14 protein-coding genes are annotated in these 13,331 nt (G+C 32.0%); all 14 read right to left on the reverse strand.

Annotation, left to right across the window (positions count from 1 at the left end; genetic code table 11):
* Positions 1–126: 126 nt before the first annotated feature.
* The gene (locus tag FEF17_RS08005; RefSeq protein WP_139002160.1) at positions 127–2,310 is read right to left on the reverse strand and encodes a beta-glucosidase; all 2,184 of its coding nucleotides are present in this window, start codon (positions 2,308–2,310) and stop codon (positions 127–129) included.
* A 70-nt stretch (positions 2,311–2,380) separates the two neighbouring features.
* Positions 2,381–3,106, reverse strand: a complete 726-nt coding sequence (locus FEF17_RS08010; RefSeq protein ID WP_139001819.1) for a TlpA family protein disulfide reductase — start codon at positions 3,104–3,106, stop codon at positions 2,381–2,383.
* Between the two features lie 169 nt (positions 3,107–3,275).
* Entirely contained in the window at positions 3,276–4,199 is a 924-nt protein-coding gene (locus tag FEF17_RS08015; protein WP_139001820.1) for a carbon-nitrogen hydrolase family protein, read from the reverse strand.
* A 129-nt stretch (positions 4,200–4,328) separates the two neighbouring features.
* Positions 4,329–5,468: a nickel-binding protein gene (locus tag FEF17_RS08020; RefSeq protein ID WP_139001821.1), complete on the reverse strand. Its 1,140-nt coding sequence runs from the start codon at positions 5,466–5,468 to the stop codon at positions 4,329–4,331.
* 43 nt (positions 5,469–5,511) lie between these two features.
* Positions 5,512–5,886 (reverse strand): DUF4242 domain-containing protein, encoded by a 375-nt coding sequence (locus FEF17_RS08025; protein ID WP_246046806.1) that lies wholly within the window; start codon positions 5,884–5,886, stop codon positions 5,512–5,514.
* A 285-nt stretch (positions 5,887–6,171) separates the two neighbouring features.
* Positions 6,172–6,438, reverse strand: coding sequence for a hypothetical protein (locus FEF17_RS08030; protein ID WP_246046807.1), 267 nt, complete (start codon positions 6,436–6,438; stop codon positions 6,172–6,174).
* Positions 6,439–6,524: 86 nt separating this feature from the next.
* Positions 6,525–6,860, reverse strand: a complete 336-nt coding sequence (locus FEF17_RS08035) for a DoxX family protein (protein WP_139001823.1) — start codon at positions 6,858–6,860, stop codon at positions 6,525–6,527.
* Between the two features lie 252 nt (positions 6,861–7,112).
* Positions 7,113–8,210 (reverse strand): ligand-binding sensor domain-containing protein, encoded by a 1,098-nt coding sequence (locus FEF17_RS08040; RefSeq protein ID WP_139002162.1) that lies wholly within the window; start codon positions 8,208–8,210, stop codon positions 7,113–7,115.
* Between the two features lie 265 nt (positions 8,211–8,475).
* Complete coding sequence (locus tag FEF17_RS08045; RefSeq protein ID WP_139001824.1) at positions 8,476–9,273, reverse strand: carbohydrate kinase family protein; 798 nt, start codon at positions 9,271–9,273, stop codon at positions 8,476–8,478.
* A gap of 29 nt (positions 9,274–9,302) precedes the next feature.
* On the reverse strand, positions 9,303–10,202 hold the full coding sequence (locus FEF17_RS08050) for a GNAT family N-acetyltransferase (RefSeq protein WP_139001825.1): 900 nt from the start codon (positions 10,200–10,202) through the stop codon (positions 9,303–9,305).
* Positions 10,203–10,304: 102 nt separating this feature from the next.
* Positions 10,305–11,024 (reverse strand): hypothetical protein, encoded by a 720-nt coding sequence (locus tag FEF17_RS08055; protein ID WP_139001826.1) that lies wholly within the window; start codon positions 11,022–11,024, stop codon positions 10,305–10,307.
* A 171-nt stretch (positions 11,025–11,195) separates the two neighbouring features.
* Positions 11,196–11,675 (reverse strand): RDD family protein, encoded by a 480-nt coding sequence (locus FEF17_RS14520; protein ID WP_139001827.1) that lies wholly within the window; start codon positions 11,673–11,675, stop codon positions 11,196–11,198.
* A 222-nt stretch (positions 11,676–11,897) separates the two neighbouring features.
* Entirely contained in the window at positions 11,898–12,413 is a 516-nt protein-coding gene (locus FEF17_RS08065; RefSeq protein ID WP_246046808.1) for a nuclear transport factor 2 family protein, read from the reverse strand.
* A gap of 121 nt (positions 12,414–12,534) precedes the next feature.
* On the reverse strand, positions 12,535–13,272 hold the full coding sequence (locus tag FEF17_RS08070) for a DUF6090 family protein (RefSeq protein ID WP_139001828.1): 738 nt from the start codon (positions 13,270–13,272) through the stop codon (positions 12,535–12,537).
* Positions 13,273–13,331: the final 59 nt, after the last annotated feature.

Below are 13,331 nucleotides of genomic sequence, written 5' to 3' on the forward strand. Positions count from 1 at the left end.
TCCACGCCTTGAAATTGTCTACGGATGGAACATAAAAAGCAATTACTCAGATACAATGTTGATTTCAGTTTCTTCCTTTGCTCTATAAAACTTTTTGAATTCGATTTATTTTATGATTTTTTAAGTTCAATCTACTTTGATTTTAATTCTTCGACTGATATTATCCGAAGAATTACCAACATATACATAATAATCGCCCTTTTCAAGGACCCATTCAGAAGAAATTTCGTCATAATATTTTAACGTATTGATATTTATATCAATGCTAATCTGTCGCGATTCTCCTTTTCTAAGAAATACTTTCTGAAATCCCTTTAATTCTTTCATGGCACGCCCTACTATGGAATTGGGTTTGCCGACATATACTTGCACTACATCAGCTCCTTCTAGGTCACCCTCATTTGTTACAGTAATATTCACAGTCAACTTATCTGAAGCGTTATAGAATTTTTTATCAGTTTCAATATTTGATAAAGAGAAATCTGTATAAGAAAGCCCAAAACCAAAAGGGAACATTGGCTCAATTGCCTTGGTATCATGCCAACGATAGCCTACCAAGATGTCTTCCTTGTATTCTTGGTTAATGCTATCGCCTGGATATGAGATTTCACCGTAATAATGCGCAGAATTGTCCGTTAGCTTCTTCGGAAATGAAAATGGAAGTTTACCAGAAGGATTTAAATCACCACTAATTATATCTGCAAGTGCATTTCCTGCTTGACTTCCCAAATACCAAGCTTGCATAAGCCCCTTTATATCTTCAATCCACGGCATAGCAACTGCATTACCACTTATGAGTACTATTCCAACATTTTTATTAAAAGCAATAATTTCTTTCAATAAATCATCTTGACCAAAAGGAAGATTATACGAGAGGCGATCACCTCCCTCACAATCTTGATGATGGTTTTTATTTAATCCTCCAATGAACAGAACTAGATCAGCCTTTTTGACCATTTCAATGGCCTTTATTTTCAATGAATCAGCATTGTAAGGAGAGGGTTCAGTTCTGGCGTATAATGCAGGTCCAGAGGCATAGCCCATAGTATGCAAAATTTTGGCATTTTTAAATTTTTTGCGAATTCCTTCAAGTGGAGATACTTCTTTTTTTGCTTTTAATTCAGATGATCCTCCACCAATAGTCATCATTCTAGTTGCATTCTCCCCAATAACAGCAATTGTTTGGGTTGTTTCTGGGCTAATGGGAAAGAAATTATCCTCATTTTTTAATAATACTATTCCTTCTCCTCCAACTTTCTGAGCTACATCTAAATGTTCTTGGTTGTTCATTCTTCCTAGTCTTCTATTAGGGTTAAGTGAAGTGCGGAACATTAACCGTAAAAGTCTTTTCACTTTATCATCGACTATAGCTTCTTCAACTTCTCCTTCTTGAAGGAGTTTCAAAAATGGATTTGCCAAGTAATAATTATCATAGGCGTTTTTGGTGTTTGTGGTCAGTCCATCAGTTCCTGTGCCCATTTCTAAATCTAGACCATAAAGTGCCGATTCTTTGGTGTCATGAGCACCTCCCCAATCTGTAATTACTACACCATCAAAATTCCAATCTTCTTTTAAAATAGAATTTAGAAGAATCTCATGATGGCAGCAATGTTGACCACGAAATTTATTATATGCACCCATTAATGTCCATGACCCGCCTTCAATTACAGCTGCTTTGAAAGCAGGAAGGTAGATTTCATTAAGTGCCCTGTCACTTATTTCTACATTAATATGGTCTCGCCATAGTTCTTGATTATTAAGCACGTAATGTTTAATACATGCTGCAACACCATTTTTCTGAACACCTTTAATATAAGGTACAGACATCACAGATGCTAAATAAGGATCTTCTCCCATGTACTCAAAATTTCTTCCATTCATTGGTGTTCGATAAATGTTAACTCCTGGTCCAAGAAGGACATCTTTTTTTCGATATCTTGCTTCTTCCCCCAAGGCTACACCATACTGATATGATAAATCAGGATTGAAAGTGGCAGCCAGACAGGTGAGTGCTGGAAATGCTGTGATGGAGTCATTTGTCCAGTTTGCGTAACCCCAGTTATCCCAATTGATTTCGCCTCTTACACCATGAGGTCCATCCGACATCCACAACTCTGGAATACCCAATCTAGGTACTCCAGGAGAACTAAATTTAGATTGGGCATGGACCATTGCCACTTTCTCTTCTAAAGTTAATAAAGACAATATACTGTCAATTTTAGATTCAACTTGCGGGGTTGTCTGAGATTGTGCAACAAAATGGAAGATTAATAAAAATAAGAGATTCAATATTAAGGTCTTGTCTTTCATATATGTTCTAATAAATTCAACGATTTTGTTTAAGATTAGTTGCATGATTTAATAATTAGGTTAGCAACGGTTATTTTAGTTTTTCAATAATCTCAATGATTTCATTTCCATCTCCTATCTTCAATTCTTCCCCTTCTATGCTTTCGTAAGGAATTCCGCCTTTCACATATTTTAAAATACCATTTTTATCTAAAAATAAATTCATTGGATAAGATTTAATTCCAAGTTGGTTTGTAAAATCTTTGGCACCAATTAAATGCTTAAAATCAAACTGGTGTTTTTTAAGGAATTCTTCAACATCTTTCTTTTTATTGTAAGTAATGGCAATAAAATTAAAATCATCTTTGTATTTTTCTTTTATTTTATTTAAAACAGGCATTTCGTCTATACAAGGTGCACATCTTGTAAACCAAAAATTTATCATAGTTGGCCTACCTTTTAATTGCTCTGAATTAAATTTTTTTTCAACTAAAGTATTCAGGTCAAATTTTGGAAATTCCTTGTTTTTATAATCAGACATTGGACCAGAATTCACCTTGTTTTCTGGCTTGGTATCGCTTATTGCAAATGTAACTCTTGAAATTATAGAGTCTTTTTTTGTTTCTGTATCGTTAATAGTCAAACTTCCATATAATTGTTTCCCCATTATGGCACTCATTTTAGCGACTTGGTCTGTTAGCATTTTATTCAATTCGGCTTCTGTGATTCGGTTTTTTCCATCAGTTGTGTAGTAATTAGATTGAGAAAATGAAGTAATAGATATAAAGAAAAACAATGTTGTTATTAAAACTTTCATGTTTTGGATATTAATTGTGACTAATGTTTATGTATGTTTAGTTGCGCAGTTAAGCAACTAATTTAGTAAATAAATCACATATAGATTATTCTGCTTAATTACTGCCAACGTTCAGAAAATTAGCCGTCCCGATAACTATCGAGATAATGACTTATATACATTGTTGTAGCTAGTTTTTATTTGATTGATTTAAATTGAAATTAAAAACATCAGGTCTTGAATAGTGTCCAACAACGTCAAACATTCGTTTTGCTTTAATAATCTCTCGAAGATCAATATCTGCATATAATATACCTTCTTTCGCTTCAAGAGGTCCAGCGATAACTTTCCCATTTGGCCCAATTATAGAACTATTTCCAACATTAATCCATTCTCTTCCTTCAGGGTAAAGTTTTTTAAATTCATACTCATCAGGAATATCATCCATTTTTAAAGCCATACATGTACTTATAACAAACAATCCGCCCTCTCTTGCAATATGCTGCATAGTTTGAATCCAGTTTGGACTTTTATCCCAGGTAGGCGATACTAATATTTGAGTTCCAAATTCATAGATAGCATTTCTAGCCAAAGGCATGAAATTCTCCCAGCAGATTAATCCGGCTATTTTTCCTGCTGAAGTGTCATAAGAACATAAGGTGGTACCATCTCCATGAGACCATATCAGACGTTCTCCACCTGTTGGTATTAACTTTCTATGTTTACCAATAATTAAACCTTTGTCGTCTATAAAAAGCAAGCTATTAAACAAACTTGCACTACTGGTTTCAGTATTACGTTCATGCATACCAATAACAACATTAACCCCAGCTTTCTTAGCTGCTACACAAAGCTTTTTCGTGGAATAATCAGGAACAGAAACAGCATTTTCAACAAGTTTTAAGTAAAGCTCGTTTAAATCAGCTCCTTTACTGTTTGGAATAAGCCATACCCAGTCTGGGTAACCAGAAATATAAGCCTCTGGGAAAACGATTAAGTTAGCGCCGTTTTTACCTGCCTCTAAAATTGCATTACAAGCCTTTTCAATTGTTTTTTCTTTGTTTAAGAATATAGGTGAAAGTTGTGCCGCAGCTACTTTTATATTATTCGTCATCTTCTTCATTATTTAATTTACTACAACGTGTTCGTTTATGGTTTGTAAGGCTGAGAATCCGCAGGATTTTCAGATGTAGCAAATCAGTTGATTAAAGATATAAATTAAAATTGGAGTAGAGAAGTAGTATTAATTATACACGTTGTTTCCTTCTGGCCATTTCTGTTTTAAGGCCAATTGCAGCTTAATATAATTGGAAGGTAAAATTCCATAAACTTGCTTAAAGCATTTGGAAAAATAAGTAGGACTACTAAATCCAGTTAGATAGGCGATTTCAGAAATATTTGATTTTTGTTTGTCTAACAATTCAATTGCCATATTTAATCTATAATTCTTTAAAAAACTATTCGGAGACATACCAATTATTGATATCATGGTTCTATATAACTTCGATTTACTAAAGCCAAGGTTTTTATGAAAATCACTAACATTAATATTTGAAAATGACCATACTTTTTCGGTATACTCCATTAAGTTCACTATAAAGTCTTCATCTTTTGAATTTAGTACATTAAACTCATGATTATCAGCAATAGAAATTTGCCGATTTTCACTTTCATATAAATCTTTAACTTCCTTTGATAGAGTAACTTTTTCATTAGCTAAATAGGCCAAATAATTAGCTTTTTTTATAGTGTCTTCAAATATGTTTTTTTTATTAGTAACTGGAACACCAGCACTAATACCAATTTGAAATTGTAAATCAGGAGTAATTACACAGTTATAGATTTCTTTAATTTCATGTGCGCTTTTGATAGCATTAGTGACAGAATCAAAAGACGTTAAAAAGATGTTTGCTTTTTCTTTAACAACACGCCCTTTTTGTTTGCTAATAATATTTGTAATTGATTTATGATATCCTCGAATTGCAGCACTTAAAGTTTTAAAACTTTCTTTTCGTAGGCTTTTCTTTTTTATAATAATGACCATTAAAGTCCTAAAAGCTGGATCGTTTATAATATTAAGTTTTGTGTTTTGTGATTTTTCTGGGTCTTCAATTCTGCCTAAAAATGACTCTACAATCTTGTCGTTTACTTCAATAATTCGTTGTGGAACAGCACCATGTGCTTTTTGATGTAAATCTACAATTGCTTGTTCATTAGGGGCTTCTATTAAGCAAAAAGCAGTTTGTCGACGTTCATCACACCAATAAGTTAATCCGCGACAATTATATTTATGTTCAATTTTTAAATCTGCCTGATGCATTTCTGCAACATGTGCTGCTGTAACTCCATCAGGCAAATCGTGAAAATCCATATAAATTGGCATAAGTATATTTTTAGGTTAGATACTAATTTAAAAAAAAGATTTTTTATAGTTCAGCCGTTTCAGGGCTAATTAAAGTTGCAACTTCGTTTACAGAATTTGCAGGAAATCCACCTCTTTTTGCATGCTCCTCAATTAATTCTTTATTCTCTGCTTTGTATACGCAGTAAACTTTATCTCCTGTAACATAGCTATGTTGCCATTCAATCTTTGGCCCCATTTCTTTTATAACTGTACATGATGTTTGAGATATTCCTTTTAGTTGTTCTGGTGTTAAGTTTCCAGCTCCTGGAATAATACGTTCAATTACATAAGTTTTCATAGTGTCACTGTTTTTAATTGCTGTTTGAATTTGTTGTTGTGCTTGTGAATAATTGAATGTAAACACAACTAGAACTAAAAATAATTTCATTGTTTTCATTGTAAGAGTTTTAAATATTAATAATTCAAAACTAATGCAGTTTATGATCAATCAATTATACTTTTGGTCCAAAAAATCACAATTTTGGTTCAATGACTTCTCAGCTTGCAGGTTACGTGTTCGTGTATTGTTACTTGCGTTGGTTAGCTCTAAGTTAATAAAAGAAAACCAACCAGAGGAAATTTCTTGGGAATTTCCAATTAGGTTAGAATAAGCGATTAAATAGACGTTTTTAGCTTCTGTTTTTTAAATATTTACAGAGTAGATGTTCTATATTTCAATTAATCAGGTCGTTAAATTTGTTGATGTATAAAAAATATATGAATTCAAGGTCATATAAAATAAAGCAGGTAATGAAATCCAAATGCTATCTTTTAGCTTTATTCTTACAATGAGCCCAACGAACATTAGTAATGCTAGACCGAGGGATGAAATCATTAGAATAAAATTAAACTTAAGACCTACCAATAGGCCAAAAGCTCCAATGATTTCTAATAAAACGATTGTTAATCCTATTTTTTCTAAACCAAACCGTTTAAATTCGTTTTTCATATGAGGTGCATTAAAATATGAAAAAGCATATAACAAAAAAGATAAACTTGATACTAAAATACATATTGTAACTAAATACATATTTATTAAATTGATGAATAAGCTATAAAAATACTCAGAAAAAAAAGAATTAGCGATGGTAAATGTTTGATAAATGGATTATTAATTTTGAAATGAAAATATTGAGCACCTATCATTAATATACTCATAAGAATAGATGGAATAAGAACTAATGAGGGATGCCAAATACCTACAACAAGCAATGTAGCTAAAGAGATTTTAGTTGTTCCTACAATGTTTCGAGTTAAATCACTTAGGCCAAACTGTTCGAATTCTTTTAAGACATTATGAAACCTAAAAGTCCAAACATATACGACAGATATTGCAACAGTAATTTGTGATAAATTTATTAAGTTTTCCATTTTTATTTATTTAATTTTTCCTACTTATAAGTTTTTCGGAACCCGCCTCATTTTTATGAGGATTGAAGTAGCCTTTTTAATACTTTTTATAAAGCGCGTTTTATATGATTGGAGCTAAAGCGTTTGTTTATAAATAGTGGCGTATTACAACAACTAATGTAGCAAATAAAAACCGAATAGAAAATCTGCGGGAATTTTCGTAATTGGACGAGTATTAGCAATTGATTATACGCGTTGTTGTAAGCTGGTTTTTTACAGTTCAAATTTTTCAAATGACTCTCCATTAAATTTGTAAACTCCAGCATTATGCGTTCCAAGCCAAAGAGTGCCTTGGTTGTCGTTATAAATTGAGAAGAGTAAAACTTCAGTGTCACCGTCTTTAATAGGATAATGAATTAGCTCATTTTCATTTTTTCTCCAAACACCATTATCGTAAGTTACCATCCACAAGTCTCCCTTATTATCTATCGTCATTGACATAAAATACAAACTTTTTAAATTTTTAATTTCAATTCCAAACTCTCGTTGATAATTTATCTGTTTGAGGTCATTAGTTTTTGTGTTATCGGGCAATATTTTGAATTTGTACTTCGGATTACAAATCCAAATGAATCCATCTTTATCTTCAATAATCGACCGAATTCCGAAGGAACCTCCGTCGGGTGTTTCTGTTAAATGTTTTTCAAACATCCAACGAATATTATTCCCGTCATATTTATATACACCTAGATTGGAAGTGCCAAACCACATATTACCTTTAGAGTCTTTATAGATATGATAAACGCCATAAGGATTGTAACTAACATTTGGATTTATTGAATAGAACTTGTCTTCAATTATATTCTTCGGAAATTGTAAATGATATAAGTTTTCTCCATCAAATCGATATGGTCCGCTATTGTTCCATCCCATTCTAAACCATAAATCGTTTGGTTCTAATTTCCATTCATTCTTGAAAGAACTATTTTCAACTACATTTAGGGTTGTAAATTGTTGACCATCAAATTTGCTTACCCCTTCTGCTGTGTCGAAGTAGATGTTTCCAAATCTATCTTCTTGTATTCCCCAAACATTATTTTCAATAAGCTTATCTTTTTCAGTATAAAGAACTAAACTTTTGTCATCATATTTATAAACTCCGTTATCATTACCACCAAACCAAAGATTATTTTTAGAGTCTTGGAAGATGATTAATATTTTTTTTTCAATTTTCGAAACAGTTTTCCCCAGCGCAATAGTCTTTTCAGGTGTGTTAAAGTTTTTTGTTTTGGTTTGGCCGCTGCACGAAAGGATTATAGATAAAATTCCAAAAATTAGAATTACTTTAAATTCTATAATTTTTAAACTCATTCTCTTTTCTCTTTGGTTCTTAATTTTCTGCTTGCTTACAACAGTCTTATATATGTTTAGTTGCGTGTATGGTATGTTGCGTCTGGCAGCGAAGCTTTTTTGCGGTCGAATTAAGCGGGCGTGAGCCTGCTTAAAATTCCAAGTGGTTAAAAGAGCGAAGCTGTTGCCGCTTATGATTCAATTTAGGAAAGATAGTAATATTATTGTAATCTTGGAGTCAGTGATTCAGAAGTAGTGAGCTATACACGTTTTTTTGTGTAGTTTTCTATTCTTGTTCAACGCCACCTATAAAATTCAAAATTTTACTAGCAGCAATCGAACCTTCTATTAATGACTTTTCTATGTCTTTAGTATTCAGCCATTCAATACTAAAAGCTGCTTGAAAAGCGTCTCCACAGCCTGTTGTGTCAACAATTTTATTAACTTCAATCGCTTTTTGATAATATCTTTTATTTTCAGAAAGAGCTATACTACCTTTTGCACCTAAAGTCGGCACTATTAGTTTTCCCTTTTGGGAAGAAAGTTCTTGTAGTTCATCTAGCATTTCTTCTTTACCACTCAGAAAAACAATGTCGATTTTATCTATATGTTCTTTAATGAAATCAATATTAAAATAGTCTAAAAAGTCAATAACTACTAATTGTTTTTCATTTCGTCTTTTCAACAATTCTTTCAAGTTAGGGTCTCCGGCTGGCATTGCAACAATTCTACTGTTAGCTAGTGAATTCCAATCATTTTCTGATAATCTAAATTTATCAAACGCGCCACCATTCCAACTATCTTCTTTAAAGTATCTATCTCCTTTTTCATTAATGAAAATTTTATTTGACGCAGTTGGTTCGTCAATTTGGTACAATCTAGAACGATTGATGTTTAATTTATCTAATTGATTTTCTATTTGTTTTCCAAAACTGTCTTTACCAACGGCACCAATCACTGAGATGTTTTTGTATCCTGAAAGTTTGCATTGAGTCGCAAAGTTTAATGAATTCCCTCCTACATAGACTTTATCTAATTCAGGAAATAAGTCTACACAAAATGATGTCAATGCTGTTATTTTCATTTCTGTAATGTTTTTAATCGAGTCAATTTTCAGGCGTGAGATAAAACTGGAAACCTCCAATAATTATTTTTGAAATAGTTAGCCATACCTTTCATTACAAATAATGTATCTCCTGTTTTTATCAAACTTCTGTCGTAACCAGCCTCATCTAATGGGGTAAATCCCAGGATTACTCTTTTTATGGTGTCATTCGTTATTATTTGAATTACGTCGTTTAGTTGGACTGGTTCTTTTGAAAATACATCACTTAAGTAAAGTGTATTATCTTTAATATCCATAATAATTGCAGTATTGAGTTTTTCGAGGTAATAGATGCTATTTTTCTTATAGGAAGAACAATAAAACATAATTAACGATGTATTGTTTTGCATTGATACTTTGGCTATTGGACTTGTGTCGTTTAGGATACTTAGAAACAACTCTCTGTCAAATTTGACATCTATATTGAGTTTTTTTAAAGATGAATTTAGCGTGTTACTAGTATTTAGCTGTTTCGAATATTGGTATTCATCTATAATCTCGAAATCAAACTTCGGATAAAAATCAAGAACACTGTCGTTGGCAAATAGATATACAAAATCTGACTGTTCTTTCCATTCATTTATTACGTGCTCCATAATGAACTGGCTAAGACCTTGATGTCGGTATTCTTTGTGGGTCATAACAGTACCAATTTGTACACCTACTTTTTTCTCATTTGCGATAATAAACTCCATTTTACTAACCGAAACATTTGATATCACTTTTTTTTTATGCAATAATGAATAAGGAATGTAATTGTCATTCCAGTAACCATTTAAATACCAATTTTCGAAGTTGAATTCAAATATGGCCTGAGTCAAATCATTGAAACTCGCTCTAATTTCTGGTTTGTATTTAAAATCTTTTACAAACCCATAGTTTGTGTTGTTGACTTCTATAAGTTCCATAAATATATTTTCTAAAACTTTTACTCAAATTACACACAACGGTTAGTATATGCACAGTGCGACCATTTATGTAGCACTGTCTTATATAAGTTGTAATCAATTTTAAATTACTCCTTCTACAGTAAGAAATTTAATTACTTCTTCTCTTTGTAACACATTTGTTTTTATATAATCAAAACTACCATCTGCAAGAGGTACTGAACCCTTTATCTGGAGTGATCTAAAAGAACCATCTTTTTGAGGTGTGATTAAAATAATATTTCCATATTCCAGATGAAAAAGCCTCATGTTCACGATTGCAAAGCTACCTTTATCAGGTGTTGTAAATGCAACAAATTCAACCTTGTTATCTCTTGTAATAAACGATCCCTCACCACCATAATCTGGGTGATTTCTTGAAATGATTCTGGATGTACCTAAAGCGAAATTATTAGTATCAACAGTGTCTATGACTGTAATAACAGTAAAAAAAGCGGTATTTCGTTGTTCTTCTTTATAAAATGGACTATTGCCTATATGAAAACTGCAAAACACAATTTCCTTATCTTTCATGGTAATCCTATAATCCGGTAAAGATCGAGCCATTCGATTATTAATTTCCCCACCTCCTCTGTAGTTAAAGCCAAACAGACTATTGTAATGAGGGACGGGGAAAGCGCCAAACCTAATAGGTTCACGTTCACTTATTGGCTCAATATCGCCTTTCATTCGCTCCATATCCCATAATTCAGGATTTTTGATGTTTTCAACTTGTTTTAAACGAATCTCTTCTAGCGTTTTAGATCCTATATCTTGCGCAAACGAATAAGTATAATTTAACACAAGCAGTGCAATAAGAAATGTAATTTGTTTCATTATTAAGTATTTTTAAATTGATTACAACGGTTTCGCATAACCATTAGTTACATGTTTTAAGTTATTATTTTTCGGTTAAGCACTGACGCTCGTAATTCGGAGTGGATTAGGATGTAGTCGAATCCGCCGTAATTGCGGTTATACATTGTTGGCATTAGTTTTTATTACTAGTGTGTTTGATAGTTTGTCATGAAGACCATTTTTTGAAAACAAAAAGCAAAGAATATCTATCGGGATTAATCTTGAAATTGTTCTTATAACGATTATTGGGAACGTAATCTCACCTCCATATTTACTAATTACTTTAGTTCTCGTTAAAAACTTCCCAAAGGTTCTTTGAAAAGAAAATTCCAGTATACAATAATACGCCAAATAGAGAATCAGACCTAAAGATATACTATATATATAATTTATTAAATATGAACGAAATCTGAAAAAATAAAGATCAAAAATGTAGGCGAATGATAAGTAAAGTATTAACCAAACAAACGTATCAATAATAAAATTTAATAGTCGAATTATCGATTTTGCTGAACTACCTGAGAGATCATTTTCACTTTTTAAACGTTTATCCATTCTTAGAAATAATTTGTTTTTTTCTTTTCTACTAAAGTCCATTATTATTGGGCATAACAGTTAGGCTAAGCTTAGTGCGGCAGCTAGGAAATTTTTCGTTTCCGCTAAAGCTTATTGTTTAGTTTTATTTTTTCTTGTCCAAAGCTAAATCCATAAGATTTAGCGACTTCCTAAATATACACAGACCTTTCGATTAAGCCCTAAAGTCCTTATTACGTTTAGGTTTTGTCTGCTTCTTTTTTTAGCATTACATTAATTGGCCAACTAATGCTCAATTTCATGGGTGTCCCTAACCTTGCTAAATGTCAAATCCAACAATTTCCAACCAGTTTCTGCCTTTTTATAGATTTCAGTTACTGTAAATTCATTGGATACGTCGTTCCCTCTTACGTGAGCAACCAATGTTATTCTATTCCAGAGCACGGCAGTACTATCAAAAATTTCTACTGTGACATCATGAACATCGGCTTGCTTATACCAAATGCTGCCAGATTCAATTATTTCGAGTTCTCTGTCTTTGTTCCAAGTCCCGCTCATATGAACGAATTTTGACCTGTCATCAAAAAGTCTGTCTAGTTCGTCCACATTTTTGTCCGCCATCCATGTCCACTTCTTCTGTGAAAGAGTTTTAATTTCATCTTCGGCCTTAGAATCCTGCGAGAATGATAGGCTTGAGCAAGCAATAACTAATATTAACCCGATAACTGATTTTTTCATTTCTATATTTTTTAAGGTTGCAGACAACGTATCTGTGTATGATCTCGTTGCGTGTTTAAGCACCTAATTTAGCAAATACAAACCGAATAGAAAATCCGCTAGGATTTTCGTAAGTAAGCAAGAATCAAGCAATGAATTACATACGTTGTTAGCCTTTCATTATTTTATCTTTTCTAAAATATTATTAGATTTTGATCTCCAATTCTTTATTAATTTGTGCGATTAAAGTATCTAATTTTGGAAATTCATTTTTGTAATAATGATTGAGCCTTCTATTATAGAAAACTCTATCGGAAACATTATTTAGAAAAAGACGATCATTAAAAAGATTTTTTTTAATTTTATTGTTAATCGGTGGTTGTTCGCTATTAAAATTGTAAATATCTATATGGTGACTCAAATATTCATCATAAACTTGTTTTGAGTTTATACTATACTCTTCCCATTCACGAATTTCTTTTAGGTTATCCTTCCAAGACCCAATAGCTAAACGAATATTATCATTTTTAATATTATTTAATGCTCCAGAACTTAATAAGTCTTGTATGGTTCCTTCTCGTGTTTTATAGGTTACAAAACTGCCGCCTCTCATTACAAGTTTGATAAATTTTTCCATTCCAAAATCTTCCAATTCACCGTGATAAAGTTTTAAAATTGAATCGGAAGCTGCAGCTAATTTTTCTGTTTTTTTAATGATCCGATTTAATTCTTTTTTATTTGTTATGAGATCATTTTTAAAATTATTTAAGAATTGTATTTCTTTGGCCGTATCCTTTCGATTTTCATTCCAATTATTAATTTGAAGTGCAATCAATATACCTAAAATAACGAGTATTATCTCACCAATTGCATAAAGAAGATACTTACTGAATTTATTTTCAGAGAGTAATTGTTGTCTAACTTTTCTAAAGAATTTTATCACTGGTTAGCGGTTGGTTATAATGAAGGAACTAAAGTAAATTAAGTCATAGATATGGTGAT

Source organism: Hyunsoonleella aestuarii, from assembly GCF_006148925.1.
Classification (GTDB): Bacteria; Bacteroidota; Bacteroidia; order Flavobacteriales; family Flavobacteriaceae; genus Algibacter_D; species Algibacter_D aestuarii.